General features: G+C 74.0%; 17 protein-coding genes. 4 read left to right on the top strand and 13 right to left on the bottom strand.

Annotated features, from left to right (window positions below):
• Position 1: 1 nt before the first annotated feature.
• The 8 genes from NZH93_RS00660 to NZH93_RS00625 form a co-directional block, all read right to left on the bottom strand.
• Entirely contained in the window at positions 2–2,692 is a 2,691-nt protein-coding gene (locus tag NZH93_RS00660; RefSeq protein WP_259620872.1) for an AAA family ATPase, read from the bottom strand.
• 24 nt (positions 2,693–2,716) lie between these two features.
• A complete protein-coding gene (locus tag NZH93_RS00655) occupies positions 2,717–4,531 on the bottom strand; it encodes a multicopper oxidase family protein (protein ID WP_259620871.1) in 1,815 nt (604 codons plus the stop codon).
• A gap of 98 nt (positions 4,532–4,629) precedes the next feature.
• Positions 4,630–5,406 carry an alpha/beta fold hydrolase gene (locus NZH93_RS00650; RefSeq protein WP_259620870.1) on the bottom strand — a complete coding sequence of 259 codons (777 nt, stop codon included), beginning with the start codon at positions 5,404–5,406 and terminating at the stop codon, positions 4,630–4,632.
• A gap of 45 nt (positions 5,407–5,451) precedes the next feature.
• Positions 5,452–6,021 carry a PadR family transcriptional regulator gene (locus NZH93_RS00645; protein WP_259620869.1) on the bottom strand — a complete coding sequence of 190 codons (570 nt, stop codon included), beginning with the start codon at positions 6,019–6,021 and terminating at the stop codon, positions 5,452–5,454.
• A 15-nt stretch (positions 6,022–6,036) separates the two neighbouring features.
• Positions 6,037–6,420, bottom strand: a complete 384-nt coding sequence (locus NZH93_RS00640) for a VOC family protein (RefSeq protein WP_259620868.1) — start codon at positions 6,418–6,420, stop codon at positions 6,037–6,039.
• 84 nt (positions 6,421–6,504) lie between these two features.
• A complete protein-coding gene (locus tag NZH93_RS00635) occupies positions 6,505–9,336 on the bottom strand; it encodes an nSTAND1 domain-containing NTPase (protein ID WP_259620867.1) in 2,832 nt (943 codons plus the stop codon).
• Positions 9,337–9,430: 94 nt separating this feature from the next.
• Positions 9,431–10,066, bottom strand: a complete 636-nt coding sequence (locus tag NZH93_RS00630) for a hypothetical protein (protein ID WP_259620866.1) — start codon at positions 10,064–10,066, stop codon at positions 9,431–9,433.
• A gap of 80 nt (positions 10,067–10,146) precedes the next feature.
• Positions 10,147–11,214: a Glu/Leu/Phe/Val dehydrogenase dimerization domain-containing protein gene (locus tag NZH93_RS00625; RefSeq protein WP_259620865.1), complete on the bottom strand. Its 1,068-nt coding sequence runs from the start codon at positions 11,212–11,214 to the stop codon at positions 10,147–10,149.
• A 109-nt stretch (positions 11,215–11,323) separates the two neighbouring features.
• On the opposite strand from NZH93_RS00625, the gene NZH93_RS00620 reads away from it, so the two are divergent.
• A complete protein-coding gene (locus NZH93_RS00620; protein ID WP_259620864.1) occupies positions 11,324–11,785 on the top strand; it encodes an Lrp/AsnC family transcriptional regulator in 462 nt (153 codons plus the stop codon).
• A gap of 39 nt (positions 11,786–11,824) precedes the next feature.
• Here the strand turns inward: NZH93_RS00620 and NZH93_RS00615 are convergent, their stop codons facing one another.
• Genes NZH93_RS00615 through NZH93_RS00595 form a run of 5 tightly spaced genes read right to left on the bottom strand, consistent with a single transcriptional unit; the run spans position 11,825 to position 17,634 of the window.
• Positions 11,825–13,870, bottom strand: coding sequence for an HtaA domain-containing protein (locus NZH93_RS00615; RefSeq protein ID WP_259620863.1), 2,046 nt, complete (start codon positions 13,868–13,870; stop codon positions 11,825–11,827).
• Entirely contained in the window at positions 13,867–14,667 is an 801-nt protein-coding gene (locus NZH93_RS00610) for a hypothetical protein (protein WP_259620862.1), read from the bottom strand. Before NZH93_RS00610 ends, NZH93_RS00615 begins: the two co-directional genes overlap by 4 nt.
• A complete protein-coding gene (locus tag NZH93_RS00605) occupies positions 14,664–15,443 on the bottom strand; it encodes a heme ABC transporter ATP-binding protein (protein WP_259620861.1) in 780 nt (259 codons plus the stop codon). The genes NZH93_RS00610 and NZH93_RS00605 overlap by 4 nt, the downstream gene beginning before the upstream one ends.
• Positions 15,443–16,555 carry a FecCD family ABC transporter permease gene (locus NZH93_RS00600; RefSeq protein WP_259620860.1) on the bottom strand — a complete coding sequence of 371 codons (1,113 nt, stop codon included), beginning with the start codon at positions 16,553–16,555 and terminating at the stop codon, positions 15,443–15,445. Before NZH93_RS00600 ends, NZH93_RS00605 begins: the two co-directional genes overlap by 1 nt.
• A complete protein-coding gene (locus NZH93_RS00595) occupies positions 16,552–17,634 on the bottom strand; it encodes a heme/hemin ABC transporter substrate-binding protein (RefSeq protein WP_259620859.1) in 1,083 nt (360 codons plus the stop codon). The genes NZH93_RS00600 and NZH93_RS00595 overlap by 4 nt, the downstream gene beginning before the upstream one ends.
• Positions 17,635–17,749: 115 nt before the next feature.
• On the opposite strand from NZH93_RS00595, the gene NZH93_RS00590 reads away from it, so the two are divergent.
• The 3 genes from NZH93_RS00590 to NZH93_RS00580 all read left to right on the top strand — a co-directional run bounded on the left by NZH93_RS00590 (position 17,750) and on the right by NZH93_RS00580 (position 21,161).
• Positions 17,750–18,256, top strand: a complete 507-nt coding sequence (locus tag NZH93_RS00590) for a neocarzinostatin apoprotein domain-containing protein (protein WP_259620858.1) — start codon at positions 17,750–17,752, stop codon at positions 18,254–18,256.
• A gap of 119 nt (positions 18,257–18,375) precedes the next feature.
• Positions 18,376–18,975, top strand: a complete 600-nt coding sequence (locus NZH93_RS00585; RefSeq protein ID WP_259620857.1) for a TetR/AcrR family transcriptional regulator — start codon at positions 18,376–18,378, stop codon at positions 18,973–18,975.
• A gap of 5 nt (positions 18,976–18,980) precedes the next feature.
• On the top strand, positions 18,981–21,161 hold the full coding sequence (locus NZH93_RS00580; protein ID WP_259620856.1) for an MMPL family transporter: 2,181 nt from the start codon (positions 18,981–18,983) through the stop codon (positions 21,159–21,161).
• Positions 21,162–21,183 lie beyond the last annotated feature (22 nt).

Here is a 21,183-nt window from a genome sequence, read left to right as displayed (position 1 = left end):
GTCAGGAGCCGAGGTCGGGCTGGTCCCTGAGCTGCCTGCGCGAGGTGATGCCGAGCTTGCGGAAGATGTTGCGCAGGTGGGCGTCCACGGTGCGGGGGCTGAGGAACAGGCGGGCCGCCACCTCGTTCGACGTGGCGCCGGTGGCGACCAGGCGGGCGATCGACACCTCCTGCATGGTGAGCTGGTCGAGGGTGTTCCCCGACCGGCTGCGGGCCTTCTCGCCGGTGGCCCGCAGCTCGTCGGCCGCCCGCCGGGCGAACCCCTCGATCCCGGCGGTGGACAGCAGTTCGTGGGCGGTGCGCAGGTGCGTGCGGCAGTCCCGCCTGCGGCCTTCGCGGCGCAGCCACTCCCCGTAGAGGAGGTGGGCCCTGGCCCGGTAGGGGAGCATCGGGGACTCGTCCAGGTGCTCGACGGCCTCCCGGTAGTGGTCCTCCACCCCGGTCACCAGGCCCCGCGCGTAGGCCGCGACCCCCAGCCCCGAGGCCGTCCCGCTCGCCGCGGTGCGCTCGGTCAGCGACTCCAGCGCCTCGGCCGCGGCGGCGGGCTCGCCGCACCGGACGGCCGCCTCCACCAGCTCGGGCAGTGCGGCCCCGGCGAGGAACAGGTCGCCGTGCTCGGTGGCCCGCCTGGCCTGGGCCAGCGCCTCCGGGTAGTCGGCCACCCCGTTGTGCAGCACGGCCGACGCCCAGTGGACGTTGGCGACGAGCTGCCCCGCCCCGCTCGCCGTCGCCGCCGCGGTGGCCCGCTCGAACAGCGCGACCCCCTCCTGGCGGCGACCGCGCATCGCGGCCACCTGCAACCGGTGGTAGTGGACCGGGTGCCCGCCCGAGGCGTCGGCTATCGCCTCCTCCTCGGCTATCGCGGCCATCGCCCGGCCGAAGTCGCCGCTCAGCACGGCGCCGGACGCCACCTGCGCGAGACCGAGGCGCAGCACGAGCGGCGACCCCGATTCGCGGCCGGTCTTCACCAGCCACTCGACGATCGCCGCGTGGGCGTGCGGGTCCCACAGCTCACCGGCGACCATGACGGCTAGCGCGGGCCGCCGCGTCCACATCGGACTCTCGCCGCCGTCGAGGAGGCCGCGCAGCAGGGGAACCGCCGCGCGGTGCCCCTCGGTGGCCAGCAGGCTCAACGCGTCCAGGACGTCGGGGGTGCGCGGAGACCGCGCCGCGGTCTGCGCGGCGTCCAGGACGGTGTCCATCACGCCGGTCGCCCGACCGACGAGCAGCGCCATCTCCAGCGCGTCCAGGAAGCACTCGCGCGACCGGTCCGGGGCGGGCCCCGCGAGCTGCCGCGCGGCGCGCAGCATGAACGTCGGGCCGTTGCCGTCGTTGTGCCGCACGAAGGCGATCCGGCCCCGCAGCAGGTCGACCTCGGCGTGCCGGAGATCGTCCAGGGCCGCGTTCTCGACGGTCGTGAGGAGTGCGGCGGCGGCCTCGGTGGCGCCCGCGTCGAGCTTGGCCCGCACCGCGGCGAACGTCCTGGCGATCCGCTCGTCGGTGTCCAGCGACAGGGCCGCCGCGCGGTCCAGGAACGCCGCCGCGGCCACCACGCCCCCGCGCGACAGGGCGCGGGACGCGGAGCGCTCCAGGTCGGCGGCGACGTCGTCGTCGGGACCGGCGCAGGCCTGCGCGCGGTGCCAGGCCCGCCGGTCCGGGTCCACGACCGGGTCGGTGACCTCGGACAGCACCCGGTGGGCCGTCCGGCGCTGGTCGGCCGCCGCGGCCCGGTAGACCGCCGACCTGGCCAGCGGGTGGCAGAAGCGGACGCGGGTGGCGAACTCGACCAGCCCGGTGGCCGCGGCGGCCTCGCCCGCCGCCGTCACGTCCAGGTCCAGCAGGCGCGCGGCGGGCCACAGCAGACCGGGGTCGCCGGTCGGGTCGGCGCTCGCGATGGCCAGCAGCAGCCGCGCCCCGGCGGGCAGACCGTCCAGCCTGGCCTGGAAACCGCGTTCGACCCGGCTCGGCACCGACGACGTGTCCGGTGGCGCGAAGCCTCCGGCCTTGGGCAGTTCCAGCAGCGCCAACGGGTTCCCGCGCGCCTCGGCCATGACCCGGTCCCGCACCTGCTCGTCGAGCGTCACGTGCCCGCCCGCCGCCAGCAGCGTCCGCGCGTCCGCGTCGCCCAGCCCGTCGACGACCAGCCCCGGCAGCGCGTCCAGCTCACCCGGCTCGCCGGGCAGCCGGACCGCGAACACCAGCGCGACGGGTTCGGCGGCGACCCGCCGGGCGAGGAAGGCCAGCGCCCCGGACGACGCGGAGTCCAGCCACTGGGCGTCGTCCACCACGCACAGCACCGGGACCTCACGGGCGGCGAGCGCCAGCAGTTCCAGCACCGCCAAGCCGATGCGGAAGAGGTCCGGGGTCCCGGTCGCCAGCCCGAACGCGACCCGGAGCGCCTCGCCGTGCCGCTCGGGCAGGTCGTCGAGGTGCGCCAGCACGGGCACGCAGAGCTGGTGCAGCGCGGCGAACGGCAGCTCCGACTCGAACTCCGACCCGGTCACCTGGATGACCCGGAACCCGGCCGCCCGGCGGGCGTGGTCCAGCAGCGCGCTCTTGCCGATGCCCGCCTCGCCCCGCAGGACCAGCACCCCGCCCCGGCCCCCGCGCGCGGCGGCGGTCAGCTCGTCCACGCGCCCGACCTCGGCCTGCCTGCCGACGAGTGGGCCGGGTGGGGGAACCAACGTCCGCATACCCCGTACGGTAGCGACCCGCGTTCACTCGGGCGTGTGGTCCGCCGAGTACGGCGTACTCACGCCTTCGTAGGCGAGGTGCATGACCATGCCGTCGGCGCCGTGCTCGAAGTTGTGGCAGTGGTCCATCCAGACGCCGGGGTTGTCCGCCGTGAACGAGACCTCGAAGACCTGGCCCGGAGCCACGTTGAGCGTGTCGGTCCACCACGGGGACCCGGTGGCGGGGACGCCGTTGCGGGACAGCACGCGGACCCGGTGGCCGTGCAGGTGGATGGGGTGGTCGATGACGCTCCGGTTGGCGATGCGCACCTTCACCCGGTCGCCCCGCGCGACCACCAGCGTGGGCACGGCCGGGTAGAGGCGGCCGTTGATCAGGCTGCTGACGTAGCCGAAACGGCCCTGGCTGAAGCCGAACCCGTCGTCCAGCCGGAGGTCGAACGTCCGCTGGTGGTCCTCCGGCGCGGGGTCCGAGCCCGACCCGTAGGCGAGCGCGTCGAACAGCGGCCCGGTGGCCGGTGGCGCGGGGTCCGCCGTGCCACCGGGGCTGAAGACCAGCGCGGCGTCGGGCATGGCGACGGTCACCGGGCCGTCCGGCATCGTGAAGGTGATGTCGTGCCGACCGCCCGCGGCCAGCAGGAAGTCGGTGCCCCGATCGAGCTGCGCGCCGCCGTGGACGGCGTTGCCGTCGATGGCCGCGACGGCGAACCCGGTGCCGTCGACGTGGATCCGCTGCGGTTCGCGGGAGCTGTTGACCAGCCTGAGGAGGACCCGCTTCCCGGCGTCGACCGCCTGCCGGGAGGGCTGGTCGGCCCGGTCGAAGGCGGCGACCGGCCGGTCGCCGCTGGGCCACAGGTGGGCGAACACCGTGCGCTCGACCCCGTCGAACGGTGCCCCGTCCTCGACGACGAGCGCCCCGAACAGCCCGCGCTGCACGGTGTTCACCGCGTCGCGGTGCGTGTGGTACCAGAACGTGCCCGACCGGGTGGGCACGAACCGGTAGACGTGCCGCCCGCCCGGCCGGACGGCGTCCTGCGTCACGCCCGGCACGCCGTCCTCCGCGTTGGGCACGTCGACCCCGTGCCAGTGCACGGTCACGCCCTCCTCGACGTCGGTGTTGACCAGCGTCACCTCGACGAGCTGCCCCCGCTTCGCCCGGATCTCCGGGCCGGGCGAGACGCCGTTGAACGTCACCGCGTCCACGGTCCGCCCGGAGTCCAGCGCGAGGGTCGTCCTGGCCGCGGTCAGCGTGAGCCGCACGTCGGGCGTCCCGTCGCGCGGCCCGGTGAGCCGGTCGACGCTCGTCCCGCCACCCGCGGCGTGGTGGTCGTGCCCGCCCGCGGTGGCGTTGGCCTGGCCTCCGACGACCAGCGCCACCACGGGCACGAGCAGGACCGCGACCGCGGGCCACGGCAGGCGCGAAGCGCGAGAACCCGACCGCCGCCACAACCCGAGACCGCCGACCACGGCCAACGCCACCAGCGACCCGCCGACCACGGCCACCACGTCCTGGGGCCCGAACGGCACGAACAGCCACCAGCCCGACAGCAGCGCACCGGCCGCGCCGACGTGGACGGCCGTCGGACTCGGCCGCCACACCGCGAAGGCCATCGGCAGCACCGCCAGCGGGACCTGCACGAGCAGCCGCGAGTCGGCCAGCGCGAGCCCGCCGGTGAGGATCAGGAGGGCGGCGACCAGCCGCGCCGCCACCAGCGCCGCGGTGATGTGCAGCCAGCGGCGCGACCGCGGCCCGTCACCACCCGCCCGCAGGCCGACGACGAGCGCGGACACCATCGCCAGCAGGGCGAGGACCATGTCTGTGAGGAAGAGCGGTTCGAACACCCGACCACGATCACCCGACCCGGCCCGCGTTCGCGTCGGTGGGAATTGCCTAATCGCACCGATGGGTGGTCACACCACGACCAGTAGGCGCGGTCCGGTCACCAGCCCGCTTCGGTCAGTGCCGTGGACAGGCGCGGGCCGACCACGTCGGTGGTCGACAGTGCTCCGATGTGGTCCAGGCCGTCGAACTCGATCAGCTCGAAACCCGCCCGCCGCAACGGGTCCGCGTGGGCGCGGACGCGGCGGGCGATGGCGCTGCCGCCGACCACGTCGTGCATCCGGCAGTCCGGTTCGCCGTCCCGCGAGCCGTACCAGAGGATCTTCGGGCCGGGCAGTGCCGTCAGCGCGGCGGTGTCGTCGCGGTCGACCCAGTCCCGGTACAGCAGCACGCCCACGTGGTGCTCGTCCGCCTTGTCCGGCAGCCCGGCCTGCCGCAGCGCCCCGCGAGCGCCCTCGACGTAGCCGAGCCAGTAGTCGTACCCGGCCAGCAGCGGGAAGCCGCCGACCAGGAGGCCGGTGGCGCGGTCGCTCGCGGTGACCAGGAAACCGGCCAGCGCCGCCATGCCCGAGTACCCGGCGAGCACGAACGTGTCCACGCCCGCCGCGTCGGCCACGGCGTGCAGGTCGGCGACCTCCATGTCGAGCGGGTAGCGGGTCAGGGCGGTCGGGTCCCACGGGCCGCCCGCGTCCTCGTCGGCCTCCAGCACGCCGACCACCTGGCGCGGCTTGTACCGGACGATCCGGCGGCCGTCCGCGAGGGCGCGACCCAGTGCGGCCTGCTCGGCGCGGAACCGCGCCGGGAAGATGACGGCCGGGCCGTCGCCCGAAACCTCGTACCAGAGCCGGTACCCGTCACCCGTGACAGTGGTGGCCAACGTCGCCTCCGTGGAAGTGGGAACGATCACGGTAGCGGTAGGCCGTCAGCCAGGTTCCTCGCCCGCCATGGTGAAAGCCCCGTCCTCCAGGCGTCGGATCAACCGGCGGGTCCACTCGGCGCGGCTGTCGGCGGTGTGGATCCACAGGCCCAGCACCTCGCCGACCGGACCCCACGTGTCGAGGTCGGCGTCGGCGGGCAGGCCTGCGGTGACGCTCGCCCGCCACTGGTCCATCGTCCCGGCGCGCTCGCGCAGCAGGTCGATCGCCTCGGCGCGGGTCAGGTCCTCGATGAGGCCGACCGCTCCGGCGAGGACGTCGAGCCGCGGGTCGCGGTGGGCGAGGGCGGTGCGCAGCAGCGCCAGGTACGTCCGGTCGCCGTCGGCGGTCACCCCGTACTCCACCCGCGGCGGACCGCCCGCCTCGCTCGGCGTGGTGTCGTGCGCGACCAGCAGGCCCTCGGCCGTCATGGCCTTCAGCGCGTGGTAGACCGACCCCGACTTGACGTTCGCCCACTCGTGGGCGCCCCAGGACTCCAGGTCGGCCCGGACCTGGTAGCCGTGCGCCCGTGCCCGGCGCCGCACGGCGCCGAGCACGAGCAGTCGAACCGCGGTCATGGTGCTCCAGTTCCCTCAGGCCGCTGTGCTGACCCACCACAGGGCGCCGAACGCGACGAAGCCTCCCATGCGGCTGCCGTCGTGCTGCGCCGCCACCGGCACCGCCGGGTGGGCGCCGCCGGTCACCGCCCGCTCGAACGCGGCTTCGGCGTCCGGCACGGTCATCCACAACTGGACGTGCGCGGGTTCGTCGGGGAAGGCCCGGCACTGGCAGCCGTCCGGACCCGAGTCGGCGAAGAACAGCGTTCCGTCGCCGATGCGCGCCTCGGCGTGCAGGACCCGCTCGGGGTCGGTGGGCAGGGGGACGACGGTGGTCACCTCGGCCCCGAAGGTGGTCTCCAGGAAGGTGGCGAAGGGACGGGCGCTCTCCACCATCACGTAGGGCGTCAAGGTCGACATGGGCTGGGATCTCCTCGATTGACTAGCCAAATTTGACTACCGGAACCGAAGGTAGGGCCTCGAGAGGCCACTAGTCAAGTTTGGCTAGCAGGGAGGTCGATAGGGGAGACCGGGGAAGTAGGCGTCCCACTGCTCCCTCGTCACCGGGCCGTCGACGGCCCGGCACACCCAGCCCGCGGCGTCGTCGACGTCGACCTGCTCCAGCGGCACGTCCGGGATCCGCCAGAGCACCGCGGTGTCGTCGTCGCTGCCCGACACGAGGGTGCGCCCGTCCGAGGTGAACGCCAGCGACACCACGGCTTCCGCGTGCGCGCCCAACTCGGCGACCCGCCCGCCACCCGCGGTGCTCCAGAGCTGAACGGTGATGTCCTCGGACCCGGTCGCGACGGTCCGCCCGTCGGGGCTGAACACGGCCGCGCGCACGATGCCGTCGTGCCCGCGCAGCACGGCGAGTTCGTGCCCGGTCGCCGTCTCCCACAGCCTGGCCACCCGGTCCTGCCCCGCGGACACGACCCTCGTGCCGTCCGGGCTGAACGCCACCGCCGTCACCGGGGCCTGGTGGCCCGCCAGCACCGTCCTGGCACCGGACCCGGTCAGGTCCCACAGCACGACGGTGTTGTCGAACGAGGCCGTCGCGAGCGTGCGGCCGTCCGGGCTGAACGCCACCGCCACCACGCCGTTCCCGTGCCCGGCCAACGTGGTGGTCTCACGGGGGTTCCGCGGGTTCGTGACGTCCCAGAGCTTGGCGGTGCGGTCGGTGCTCGTGGTCGCCACCGTCCGGCCGTCCGGGCTGAACGCGACCGCGTTGACGTCGTCGGTGTGCGTGCCGAGGGTGCTCAGGAGCACGGGCGCGCTCGGATCGGTCGCGTCCCACAGCCTGGCCGTGCGGTCCCAACTCGCCGTCGCGACGACCCGGCCGCCGGGCTGGACCGCGACGCCGTTGACGGTGTCCTCGTGCCCGACCAGGGTTCCCGCCCGGACCGGACGGCCGCGGTCGGTGAGGTCCCACAGCCGCGCCACCCGGTCGTGGCCCGCGGTCACCAGCAGGAGGCCGTCCGAGCCGACCGCGACCGAGTCGAGGTTGGCGCTGTGCCCGGTGAGCCGCCGGTACGGGTAGGGGAACGTCGCCAGCAGGCTCGCCCGCGCCTCGCCGGTCGGCGCGAGCCGGTACGCGGCGAGGCTGAGCTGGGCCGCCAGCGCCGGGTCCTCGGGCCGCAGGTTCACGGCCTTCGCGGCGACGATTTCGGACAGCGCGCGGTCGCGCTGCCACCGGGCGGACTGCTGCGCGCTGACGGCGTACGCGGTGGCCGTGACGGCGAGCAGGAACAGGACGCCGAGCAGCACGACGGCGTGCTTCTGCTGGTGCGCCCGCTTCCTGGCCTGCTCGGTCTCCGCCGCGTCGGCGGCCAGGCTCGCGTCCAGCAGCCGCCGCTCCCGCGCGGTGAGCGCGGTCGGGTTCCGGGACGCCCACTGCCGGGCGAGGACGAGCCGCGTGCCCCGGTACAGGGCGCTGCTGTCGCCGTCCAGCGCCTCCCAGGCGTCCGTGGCGCGGGTGAGTTCCCGGTGCAGCCGCAGCCCTTCGCGCTCCTCGGCCAGCCAGTCGCGCAGCCTCGGCCACGCCCGCACGAGCGCCTCGTGGGACAGCTCCACGTTGTGCCGGTCGAGCGTGACGAGCCGGGCCCCGCCGAGCAGGTCGAGCACGGCGCGGACGTCCGGGTCGTCGTCCAGCTCGGCCCAGGTGATGCGGCGCTTGGTGTCCTCGGTGCCGTCCCCAGGGGCGATCAGCCGGAGCACCAGGTCCCTGGCCACGACCTGCTGCCGCGCCGTCAGCCCGGCGAACAGCGCCTCCGCCGTCTGGGCCAGTGCGCCGTCGATGCCGCCCGCCGCCTGGAAACCCGCCAGCGTGAGCGTGTTCCCCTTGCGGCGCAACCACGTCTCCAGCAGCGCGTGCGAGAGCAGCGGCAGCACGCCGTGCTGTCCCCGCGCGTGGGCGACGAGTTCGGTCAGCAGCGCGGTCTCCACCGCGTACCCCGCGCGGACGGCGGGCTGGAGGACCGCCTGCCGGAGCTCGTCCGTCGTCATCGGCCCGAGGGTGATCTGACCCGCGGCCATCGCCTCGACCAGCGGCGCCGACGTGGTGCAGTGGGCGTAGAAGTCCGCGCGCACCCCGAGCACCACTCGGCACCGGCCGTGCTCCTCGGACGCGGCGGTGAGCAGCGCGTCGACGAACGCCTCCCGCTCGGCGGGGTCGCGGCACAGCGTGAAGACCTCCTCGAACTGGTCCACGACGACCACCGGTTCGGTCCCGTCCGGCACGGCCTGCCGGAGGTGCTCGGCCAGCGCGAACCTGGTGCCCCCCAACGAGGGTGCCGGTGTACCGCCGAGCCTGCCGAGGTGGATGGCGCACTCCTCCAGCGGGTGCTCGCCGGGGGTGAACAGCAGCACCGGGCCGTCCAGCCGGGCGACGACCCCGGCCCGCAGCAGCGACGACTTGCCCGCGCCGGACGCGCCGAAGAGCAGGACGACGCGCTGGTCCGCCAAGCGCGCCAACACTTCCCGGACCATCCGGGCGCGACCGAAGAACCGGTTCGCGTCGGTCGGCTGGAAGGCGTTGAGGCCGACGTACGGGCGTTCGCCGTCCGGTCGCGGCTCCTGGTCGGCCACGACCCGGCGCCACCGCTCCCGCCACTCGGCGACCTGGCCGCCGCACGCCTCCACGTACGCGAGCGTCACCGGGAGGCTCGGCATCCGCCTGCCCGCCGCGGCCTGCGACAGCACCGCCGTCGAGTAGTGCGCGCGGGCGCTCAGTTCCCGGTAGGTCGGCCTGCCCGCCTTGTCCCGCAACGACCTCAGGTCTTGCGCGAACCGCAGCAGCGCGCTGTCCCCGACGTCGAGCGGCCGTTCCCTTCTCGGCATCCCCCCACACCCCCGGAGCGATTCTCCCGGCTCCGGTCGGCCGCCGTCCAGGAAATTGGGCGGGAGCACCCCGTGCGGACAGCGCGCACGACCGTCACCCGGTCACGTGCGCCTTCAACGCTTCCGCGTAGGCGGCGACCTCGACGAACGACGTCACCGTGCTCTCACCTTCGCCCACCGCCGCGGTCTCCGGGCACTCGCGCGGACCGGTGATCCGGGCCTCCGCGACCAGCTCGCCGGTCCTCACCTCGTAGAGCTTCACCTCCGCGACGTCGAGTTCCACGGTGAGCGAGCGGTTCCCGCCGGAGTCCCCGAACGCGGGCCCGTACTCGCAGACCAGGTCGGTCGGCTCGGCGTCCGGCTTGTCCTCGCACAGCACGAGCTGGATGTCGCCCGAGTCGGCCTTGTCCGGCGCCCACGACGGCCACGGGTCCGGCCACTCGTCGTACTCGCCGTACAGGGTGCCGAAACCGTGCGCCTGGGTCGGGTGCGGCGGCGGCCCGTCGTAGGCCGCCCCGGCGGGGAAGCTCTTGCCCTTGCACACCGCTTCGAGATCGGTCTTCGGGTCGAGTCGGCGGGGTGTCGTCGTCGTGGTCGTCGGCGCCGCCGTCGTCGTGACCGGCGCCGACCCGGTTCGCTGACCGGCCACGGGTTCCGCGCTGCCGCAGGCGAGCAGCCCCGCGCACAAGACGGCCAGCCCGGATGTCCTCCCCAGCACACGTGCGTTCACCGGCAAGAGTCTTCCACCGGTGGGGCGAGCCCGAGACCGCCGAACGGCCGCCCGCCGGAAGTCCTCTGTGGACGCGTGGCTCAGCCCCCGAGCAGGTCCCGCGCCCGGCGGCGGGCCTCGTGCAGCGGCGGGGTGCCGCGCTCCGCCGCCGCGGCCAGGACCTCGCCGAGCCGTCGGCCGATGTCGCGCACCCGGAAGTCGGTCTCCTCAGGCGTCGCGCCGTCCAGTTCACGCGCGACGGCGGAGACGACGCCGCCCGCGCTGACCACCGTGTCCGGGGCCCAGCAGATCCCGCGGTCGTGCAGCAGGTCGGCGGTGGAGTCGACGTCGAGCTGGTTGTTCGCCGGGCCGACGACCGCCCGGCACCGCAGGCGGGGCACGGTTTCCGGGGTCAGGAGGCCGCCGACCGCCGCCGGGACGACCACGTCGACGTCCGCGACCAGCGCGTCGCCCGGCTCGCTCCACGTCGCGCCCCACCTCGCCGCCGGCGCCCGGCGGGAGGGATCGACGTCGGCGGCCACCAGGCGGGCGCCCGCCGCCGCCAGGTGCTCGCCGACCAGGGTGCCGACGTGGCCCAGCCCGAGCAGGGAGAAGCTCAGCGACCCCAGCGGGCGGTCACCCAGGACGTGGTGCCGCACGGCCTCGATCGAGGCGATCACCCCGGCCGCGGTGGGGCCGGACGAGTCGCCGCTGCCACCCGCCGACTCCGGACGGCACAGCGCGCGCGTGGTGCCGCGGCCGATCGCGATCATGTCCTGCGGGGTGGACCCGATGTCCGGTCCGGTGGAGTAGCGACCGTCGAAGGAACCCACCAGGTCGGCGATGTCGGCCAGCAGGTCGGCGCGGCGCGGGCCGGTGGCCTCGGCCGCGGTGGCGGGGTCGAGCGCCACGACCGTCTTGCCGCCGCCGTGCGCGAGCCCGGCCAGGGCCGCCTTCTCGGTCATCGCCGACGACAGCCGCAGCGCGTCGGTGAGCCCGTCCCGCCAGGTCGGGTAGGCCTTGATCCGGCAGCCGCCCAGCGCGGGACCGAGCCGGGTCGAGTCGACGCAAACGATGATCATCTGCCCGCTGCGCGCACCGCGCTCGATCCGCACCGCCTCCGGCGTCCGCGCGACCACGGCGGACCCGGTGTCGAGGTTCAGCGTCATGCTCTTCTCCTGTTCGGACGTTCGACGACCCGGGCTAACTTTGACCCTGGTGGACCCGCTGTGGTGCGGGTGCCGAACGTCGTTCGGAACGAGGAGGGGAAGGTCGGACGTGGACGAACTTGATTCGGCGATCCTGCGCGAACTGCAAGCGGACGCCCGGCTCACCAACCGCGAGCTGGCGGCCCGCGTCGGCCTGGCGCCGTCGAGCTGCCTGGTGCGCACGCGGGCGTTGCGGGAGCAGGGCATCCTGACCGGGTTCCACGCGCAGGTGGACCTGGCCAAGATCGGCCGGGGTGTGCAGGCGCTGATCGCCTTCACCATCCGCCCGCTGAGTCGGGACGTCATCCGCGGCTTCGAGACCTTCGCGCTGGAGCAGCCGGAGGTGCTGGCCGTCTTCGTCCTCGGGGGCGGCGACGACTTCCTGGTGCACGTGGCCATCCCGACGATCAGCGACATGCACACGATGCTGGTGGACCGCTTCAGCAAGCGGAAGGAGGTGGTCGGCTTCCGCACGTCGATCATCTACGACCACCGGCGGCGGCTCTCGGTTGATCCGGTCCGGCAGGGGTGAGCCTGCTCGCGGGAGCCATCGCCCCCGCGAGCAGGGCCGTCACACCCGCGCGTGCCTGCGGCGGGCCAGGAACAGCAGCACCGCGCCGCCCACCAGGAACCCGGCGCCCGCGTACAGCGGCGTCAGGGTCGCGCCGGTGGACGCCAGCGGCCGGTACTGGAGCGCCGGCACGAGGTTCTCCCCGTCGCCGCCGCCCTGCCCACCCGGCGGTGGCGGTGTGCCGCCGCCCTCGGGCAGGGTGGCGCAGGACGCGCCGAGCGTGACCGTGACGTCGTCGAGCGCCGCGCCGGTCTCGTAGAACCCGGCGAACGCCTCGGAGCTGGTCAGCGTCGCCTTGACGCCGCTCACCACCACGACCCCGTCCTCGGACGTCCGGGTGGCGCCCGAGGAGTCCAGGGTGGCCAGCGCGACGCCGGTCAGCTCCTTCGGCTCGGACGGCGCTCCGGGCGTGCTCTCCAGCTTGACGTCGGCGTACAGCGTGCCGCCGTCACCGGTCAGCACGACCTTCGGCCTGGCCAGGGTGAGGGTGAACAGGTGCGCCGGGTAGCTGAACCGGATCGAGCCCGCGAACTGCCCGGTCAGGTCGGTCGGTGACGCGTAGGTCGCCGAGGAGAAGCCGAACTGGTAGGCGCCCGTGGGGATGCCGTCCGGGTTCGGCCTGCCACCGCCGACCACCTCGTCGACGTTCGTGATCTCCGCGCCGTCCGCGGCGGTGATGCTGTTGCCGGTGGCAGGACCGCCGGTCAGGCCCGTGCCGACGTACTGGCGGAACGACTTCTTGAAGCCCCACAGCAGGTTCCCGCGGGTGACCTCCCCGTTGATGGCGCACGGTTCCGATGACGGGGGAGCGGTCACGGTGACGGTGGCCGTCGCCGGGGTCTTGGAGACGGCGCCGGTCGCGGTGACGGTGTGCTCGCCCGGCTCCAGGTCGACCACCGGCGAGGTGCTGAAGGCGCCCGCGGCGTCGGTGCGGGCGGTCCCCGCGACGCCGGTCAGGGTCACGTCCTCGTCCGGCGCGAACCCGCTGCCGGTGACGGCGAGCGTGCCGCCCTTGACCACGGAGGCCGCGCCGAGCGCGAGCTTCGGCTGGTACGCGGGCGGTGTCGTGCGGCCGACGTGGGTGAACGAGCCGGTGTCCAGCGCGGTGCCCGGCTGGTAGAAGCCCGCGAACGCCGCCGCGCCGGCCTCGGTCAGCACGGCCGCCGTGATGTCCGTGGTCACCTTGTCCCCGTCGGGCCTCGGCGTGCCCAGCGTCAGGTCGGCCAGCGCGGTGTCGGTCGGCGGCTGGCTGAGCTGCGGCACCTCCTTGGTGCCCTGCAAGGAGAAGTTCACCTTGGCGTGCAGCGTGGCCGTTCCCGCGCCGGTCGGCACGATCCGGGGTTCGGCGATACCGATGTCCCAGATCAGGTGGCTGGGCACCGAGTAGTGCACCGCGCCGCCGAAGCGCACGGTCCCGTCGGCGTCCACCCCGGACACCGGCCAGGTGTACGCGGGGTCCATCACCACCCCGCCGCTGCCGGTGGCCGTGCCGCCGAAGGTGGCGACGTAGCTCCGCCACGACTGCTTGACGCCCCAGGACAGTCCGGTGCCGGACGGGGGATCGGGGGTGGTGCCCGCGAAGGAGATCGGGGTCGCGGTGTCCCAGGTGGTCTCGGCCGACTTCCAGCCGAAGGTGTGGATCCTGAACGGGGTCTTCGCCGCGTCGTGGGTCTGGCCGTCGCTGCCCGCGTAGACTGCCTTGAGGCTGGTCTTGAACTCCCACGTGCCCGCGTCGGTCAGCGGGATCTGCGCGCCCACCGCGCCCTTCTTGATCAGCTTCGCGAGCTGGAACCCGTGCGTGGTGGCCGGGTCCTTCAGCGTCGCCAGCTCCGGACCGCCGCGCAGGCCGTAGCCCAGCCCGCCGTTGCCGTCCGGGGCGAAGCCGGTGCCGGAGATGGTGATCTCCGTGCTGCCGTCGGCGGCCAGTCCGGTGGACGGCGTGACCGTCACCCTCGGACCGTCCTGTGCCAGCACCGGCGCGCCGCTCAGCGCCGTGAGCAGCACCGCCGCCGCCACGGCGCCCAGCGCCCGTCTTGTGGTCGTCATTCCGGCTTCCCTTCCGAAGCTCGACGTCGTGCCCTGATCGCCACGACCGCGCCGCCCGCGACCACCAGTCCGGCGAGGACGGCCGCGATCCAGGTGGACCTGCTGCCGCTCACCGGTTCCGTCGCCACGTCCACCGGCGCCGCCGAGGACGTCGTGGTGGTCGTGCTGCTCGTGGTCGTGGTCGTGGTGGTGGTCGTGGTGGGTGCCTCCGTCGTCGTGGTCACGGCGGGAGGCGTCGTCGTCGGGACGGGTGGGGGAGGGGGAGCCTGCCGCGGCACGGCGAACGTGATCGGCGTGAACGTCTCGTTGGTCGGGTTCACCACGCCGTGCGCGCCGATCGTGATGACGCCGCAGCGCACCTGGCGGCAGTCGACCTCGGTCACCGACCCGGTGCGGTCGGCGGCCTTGAACCGCGCGCCGGGCACGACGATCCGGGTCCGCCACGTGCCGTCCGCGGCGATCACACCGCCGTTGGCCGCCGAGGCCGTGTCGCTGTCGGGGAACGCCACGAACCGCTGGAACCCGTTGTTGTCCTTGGCCTCGCTGTCCTGCACGTACCGGTAGGTCACGCCCGCCGCGCCGCCCTGGCTCGGCCGCCACGGGTCCGCGACCCAGCCGAACAGGACGTAGATCCCGCCGTGGCCCTTGGGGATCGACTGGAACCCGGACCCGCTCAGGTCGATCGCCGTCGCGTAGTCGGGATCGGCGGTGCCGGTGGACACCGCCACCGCGGCGCCCTGCGCGGACGCCGGAGGCGCGAGCCCCACCAGCAGCAAGGCCACGATCAGCCACCTCATCGGCGGTTCTCCTCTCGGTGCGGCAGCACGACCGGTCTGCCCGTGCGGGGGTGGGGGAAGACCTCGACCGGGTGCTGGTAGACCTCGCTCAGCAGGTCCGCGGTGCAGATCTCGGCCGGAACGCCCACGGCGGCCAGGGAGCCGCCCGCCAGCACGGCGATCCGGTCCGCGTGCGCGGCGGCCAGTCCGAGGTCGTGCAGCACCGCGAGCACGCCGCAGCCGTCGTCGGCGCGCTCGCGGGCGATGCCGAGCACCCGCTCCTGGTGCCGCAGGTCCAGCGCCGCCGTCGGTTCGTCCAGCAGCAGCACGTCGGTCCGCTGGGCCAGCACGCGGGCGAGCGCGACCAGCGCCCGCTCGCCGCCGGACAGCGAGGTGAACGGCCGGTCGGCGAACCCCGCCGTCCCGGTCAGCTCGAACGCGGTCGCGACCTCGACGTCGTCGTGCTGGTCGGCGTCGGTGCCCTCCCACGGCGCTCGGCCCATCCGGACGACTTCGGCGCAGGTGAAGGGGAACGCCACCGAGTTCTGCTGCGGCAGCACGGCCCGGCGCCGCGCCTGCTCCAGCGTCGACCACCCCCGCAGCGGCTTCCCGCACAGCTCGACGGCGCCCCCGTCCGGCTTCCGGTCGCCCGCGAGGACGTCGAGCAGCGTCGACTTGCCCGCCCCGTTCGGCCCGACCAGCGCCAGGACCTCGCCCGCCTCCAGCGCGAGGGACACGCTGTCCAGCAACGACTTCCCGTCGACGACCACGCTCACCTCGTGCGCCCGCACGGACATCACAGCCACCCGCCCGCGCGCCGCCGGGTGCGCAGCAGCAGCCAGAAGAAGAACGGCCCGCCGACCAGCGCGGTGAGCGCCCCGATCGGCAGGTCCGCGAAGCGGAACAGCGTGCGCGCCACCAGGTCCGCGCCGCCGAGCAGCAGCGCTCCGGCCAACGCCGACGCGGGAACCAGCACCCGGTGCCCCGGACCGGCGACCATCCGGACCAGGTGCGGCACCACGAGTCCGACGAACCCGATGATCCCCGCGTAGGACACGGCCGCCGACACCATCAGCGCCACCACGACCACGGACACCATCCGCAGCGCCTCCACCCGGACGCCGAGGTGGCGGGCCTGCCGGTCGCCGAGCGCGAGCAGGTCGAGGCGCTTGGCCAGCACACCCGCGACCAGGAACCCCGCCACCGCGAGCGGGAGCAGCGAGTACACGTAGACCCACCTGCTCCCGGCCAGGGAACCCAGTTGCCAGAACACGATCTGCTCGCGCGAGGACTGGTCGGACAGGAACGTCAGGAACGCGATCACGGCCCCGGCCACCGCGTTGACCGCCACCCCGGTGAGGATCAGCGTGACCACCTCGGACCGGCCGCCCGACCGCGACAGCACGTACACCAGCAGCGTCGTGAGCAACCCGGTGACGAACGCCAGCGCGGGCGTCGTGAACGCCCCGAGGAACCCCCACCCGAACACGATGGACAGGCACGCCCCGACGGCGGCGCCCGAGGACACCCCGACCACGCCGGGCTCGGCCAGCGGGTTGCCGAAGATCCCCTGCATCAACGCCCCGGACGCCCCGAGCAGGCAGCCCACCACCAGCGCCATCACGACCCGCGGGAACCGCACCTCCCACAGCGTCGCCTCGGCGAACCGGTCCAGCGAGGAGCCGCCGACGCCGACGTGGTGCAGCACCGAGCCGACGACCTGCCCGAGCGGCACGTCGAACTGCCCGCTCCCCGCCGACAGCAACGACACCAGCACCGTGCCGACGACCAGCACCGCGAACAGCACCGCGACCCGGACCCGTCGCCGTGGCGCCGCCCGGCGGACCGGGGGTGTCGGCGGGGGTGGGGTCGTGGGCGGTTCGATGAGCCGCAGCCGCCGTTCGGTCACCGCCCGGCCTCCGGCGCGTACAGCGCCCGTGCCAACGCGTCCAGCACGTCCGGCGTGAGCGGCCCGAAGCCGAGGACCTGGTGGTCGCTCATGTCGATGAACCGCCGGTGGGCGGCGGCCGGGGTCTGCGCGACGCCGGGGATGCGTACGGCGCCGTCGACGCCGCCGACGGACTCCAGGCCCGCGGTCATCATCAGGATCACGTCCGGGGCGGCCTTCGCCAGCGCCTCGGGGTTGATCGGGCGCATGCCCTCCCAGCCGACCTCGGTCGCGACGTCGACCGCGCCGAGCGCGCCGATCAGCGAGTCGGCCCCGGACCCCTTGCCGAACATGTAGTACACGCCGGACTGCCCGCGCACGTAGAGGAACACCACCCGCGGCTTCCGGTCCGCCGCCGCGGGGGCGAGTTTCGCGATCTCGGCCTTCTTGGCGTCGATCCGCGAGGTGATCGACGCGGCGAGTTCCCGCCCCGCCTCGGGAACGCCGAGCGCCGCCGCCACCGACGTCGTCAGCTCGGCGGTGTTGTCCATGGTGCGCGCGGAGTCCACGACGACGACGGGGATGCCCGAGTCGCGCAGTTGCAGCACCACGTCCCACGGCCCGACGGTCGTGTCGGTGATCACGACGGTCGGCCGCAGACCGAGGACGGCCTCGGCGTTGAGCTGGTGGCCGCCCGTCGTGATGAGCGGGAGGTGTTGCGCCGCCGGGAAACCCGTGGAGACGTCCCGGCCGACCACGGACTTCCCGAGGCCCAGCCCGAACACCGTCGCGGACAGCGTGCCCGCCCGGTCGAACGCCAGGACGCGGCTGGTGTCCGTCACCGTGACCGACGTTCCCTGGAAGTCGGTCACGGTCACCGGGAGCCGCTGGACCGGGTTCTCCCGCACGGCGACGACGTCCGGCTGGGACAGCACCGCCGTGGACGGTCCGGTGTGCGCGCGGGGATCGGCCAGCGGTGTCAGCGCGGACAGCGGTGGCCGGTCGTCGAGCGCGCCGGGCGGGCGCGTGCCGGACGCCGCGCCGGGCGCGTCGCACCCGGCGAGCGCCAGCACGAGCAGCAGTGCGCACAGCGTTCTCATCCGACCCCCCTGCGTGACCAGGTTAATAAGGCAAGGCTATCCAAACTCCCGACGATCTGGATAGGGTCTTGATCACTCCCACCACGGACACCCCGTTCGAAGGGAAGAAACCCACATGTCGCTCCGCTCCTCCGCGCGCGTCGTCCTGGTCCTCGCCTCGGCGTTCGCCGTGACGGTCGGACTCGCCCTCCCCGCGTCCGCGGCCCCCGGCAGCGCGTCCCGCAACGGCCTCACCCTGTCCGCCTCGAACGCGAGCGGGCTCGTGGCGTCGGGGGAGACCGTCACGGTCACCGGCACCGGCTACTCGCCGTCGGCCGGCTACTACATCGCGCTCTGCCAGGTGCCCGACGACTACGAGTACGGCGTGAAGCCGTCGCCGTGCTCCGGTGGCGACGGTCAGGGCGGCGGCGTCACGGCCTCCGCGTGGGTCACCAACGCGGGCGTGCCCGGCAACCCGTCCTCGCCGATCGCCGCCGACGGCAGCTTCACCACCCAGATCCGGGTCACCAAGGTGACGGCCGGGCTCGACTGCGGCGTCGTGACGTGCGCGATCGTCTCGCGGCGCGACCACCTCGCGTCGTCCAACCGCGACTCGGACGTCTTCATCCCCGTGTCCTGGTAGTTGACAGCGGCGGGGGGGGCTCCGGCGCGCCCCGCCCGTCCGGGACTATGACGAAGGCCACCGACCAAGTTGGTCGGTAAACAGACCAACTTGGTCCGCAAGCTCGTACCGTGGTCGTCATGACCCGACCGTTCCGGCAGCAGGTCGACGAGAGCATCCTCGACCAGGCCGCCGCCCTCTTCGCCCGCCGCGGCGTCGCCAAGACCTCCGTGCAGGAGGTCGCCGACGCCGTCGGCCTGTCGAAAACCGGTCTGCTGCACCACTTCCCGAGCAAGGACGCGCTGCACGAGGCCGTCGTCGCCCAGGCGGTCTCGCTGGGGGAACGGGTGCTCGCCCAGGTGCGGCACCTGCCCGCGGGCGTCGACCGCGACCGGTCGGCCATCGAGGTGCTGGTCGACGTCGCGTTCGCCCACCCCGGCCTGGTCGCCATGCTCCTCACGCCCGTCATGCAGGGCAGCTCCGACGCCATCAAGCCCGCCGACGGCGGCATCGGGGGAGCCGCGTTCGAGGCGTTCGGCCTCGACCCGCTGACCCCCGTGACCGAGCGCAGCGTCCGGGTGGCGGGCGCGCTGGTCGTGCTGGCCGTCCTCGGCCTCGCCGCGCACCGGTCCGACCAGGTCGCCACCTGGCGCCCCCACATCATCGCCACCTGCTTCGACGCGCTCGGCCACGGTCGTCCCGGCGCGTCCCGTTCTGACTCCGACCAGGTTGAGGACTGATCTCCATGGCACGTTTCCTGTCCCGGATCGGGGCGTTCGCGCACCGGCACCGGTTCTCCGTGATCGCCGTCTGGCTGGTCGTGCTCTTCGGCGCGGGCGCCGGAGCCGTCACCCTCGCCGGGGAGACCTCCAGCTCCTTCTCCATCCCCGGCCAGGAGTCGACCACCGCCCTGGAGCGGATCGGCCAGGAGTTCGGCTCCGACGGCGCCCAGGCCAAGGTCGTGGTGCGCGCCCCCGAAGGGCGGACGCTGACCACGCCGGAGGGCGCCAAGGCGCTCGGTGAGCTGGTCGCGAAGCTCGGCGGCCTGCCCGGCGTCGAGTCGGCCACCAACCCGCTGGACCCGGCCGCCCCGTCGGTCAACGCCCAGCAGAACACCGCCTACAGCACCGTGACGTACACCGCGGCCGTCGGCGAGGTGACCGTCGAACAGCAGGACGCCCTGCTCAAGGCCGTGGACGAGGCCAGGAGCACCGGCTTCACCGTCGAGGCCACCGGCCAGGCCGTCCAGCCCGCCTTCCACATCGGCGGCATCGCCGAGGGCCTCGGCGTCGTCGTCGCCCTGCTGATCCTGGTCATCACCTACGGCTCGCTGATCGCCGCCGGGATGAACCTGCTGACCGCGCTCGTGGGTGTCGGCATCGGCGTCCTGGGCGTCACCATCGCCACCGGCTTCGCCGACCTGTCGTCGACCACCCCGATCCTGGCGGGCATGCTCGGCCTCGCCGTCGGCATCGACTACGCCCTGTTCATCGTCACCCGGTTCCGCCACGAGCTGCGCCGCGGCTCCGACGTCGGAGCCGCCATCTCCACGGCCGTGGGCACCGCGGGCTCGGCCGTCGTCACCGCCGGCCTGACCGTGGTCATCGCCCTGACCGGCCTGGTCGTGGTCGGCATCCCGTTCCTGACCCAGATGGGTGTCGCCGCCGCCGCGACCATCGTCGTCGCCGTGCTGGTCGCGATCACCCTCGTCCCGGCGGCCCTGAGCCTGCTCGGACAGCGCGTGCTGCCGCGCAAGCAGCGCGGGGTCGTCGTCGCGGACGACGCCGAGGTGACGAGCGGCCGCGGGTTCCTGGCCCGCTGGAGCACCGTCGTCACGCGTCAGCGCGTCCTGTCGCTGGCGCTCGCGGTGGCCGCGCTCGCCGTGGTCTCGATCCCGTTCGCCTCGATGCACACCACCCTGGTGCAGCGCCCCGCCTCGGACAGCACCCAGGCGCGTGCCGACCAGATCCTCACCGACGGCTTCGGCGCCGGGTTCAACGGCCCGATCATCGTGCTGTTCGACGGCGCCGGTGCCCCGGCCGCCGCCGAGAAGGCGGGCCCGTCGATCGCCGCCCTGAACGACGTCGCCCTCGTGACCCCGCCGATCCCGAACGCGGACGGCACCGCCGCGCTGGTCACCGTGATCCCGAAGTCCGGCCCCACCAGCGAGGACACCGAGCAGCTCGTGGAGGACCTGCGCGCGCTGCCCGCCGCCACCGACGGTCCGGGCTTCTCCGTCACCGGCGCCACGGCGGTCAGCGTCGACGTCGCCAAGAGCCTCGACGACGCCCTGCCGATCTACCTCGCGTTGGTCGTCGGCCTGGCGCTGGCGCTGCTGGTGCTCGTCTTCCGCTCGCTGCTCGTGCCGCTCGTCGGCGTGCTCGGCTTCCTGCTGACCATCGGCGCCTCGCTGGGCGCCACGGTCGCGGTGTTCCAGTGGGGCTGGCTGGCCGACCTGGTCGCACTCGACAGCACCGGACCGCTGATCAGCCTCACCCCGATCCTGGTGATCGGCATCCTGTTCGGCCTCGCGATGGACTACCAGATCTTCCTGGTGTCCCGGATGCACGAGGCGCACAGCCACGGAGCCGCGCCGCTGGACGCGATCCGCACCGGCTTCCGGCAGGCGGCCCCCGTGGTCGTCGCGGCGGCGCTGATCATGTTCTCGGTGTTCGCGGGCTTCGTGCCCGCCGGTGACGCCACCCTGAAGTCGATCGCCTTCGCGCTCGCCGCGGGCATCCTCTTCGACGCGTTCGTCGTCCGCATGGTCCTCGTCCCCGCCGCGCTCGCCCTGCTCGGCGAGCGCGCCTGGTGGCTGCCGCGCTGGCTGAACTGGCTGCCCGCGCTGGACGTCGAGGGCTCGGCGCTGACCGAGAAGGCCCCCGTGGCGGAGAAGAAGGTGGAGGTCTCGGTCGGCGAGCGGTGACCCGTTCGCGGCCTTGGTGGCC

Origin of the sequence: Umezawaea endophytica (genome assembly GCF_025061645.1) — a bacterium.
Lineage (GTDB): Bacteria > Actinomycetota > Actinomycetes > Mycobacteriales > Pseudonocardiaceae > Umezawaea > Umezawaea endophytica.
Note: the sequence above shows the minus strand (reverse complement) of the source record. Positions and strands in the feature narration are given on the sequence as shown.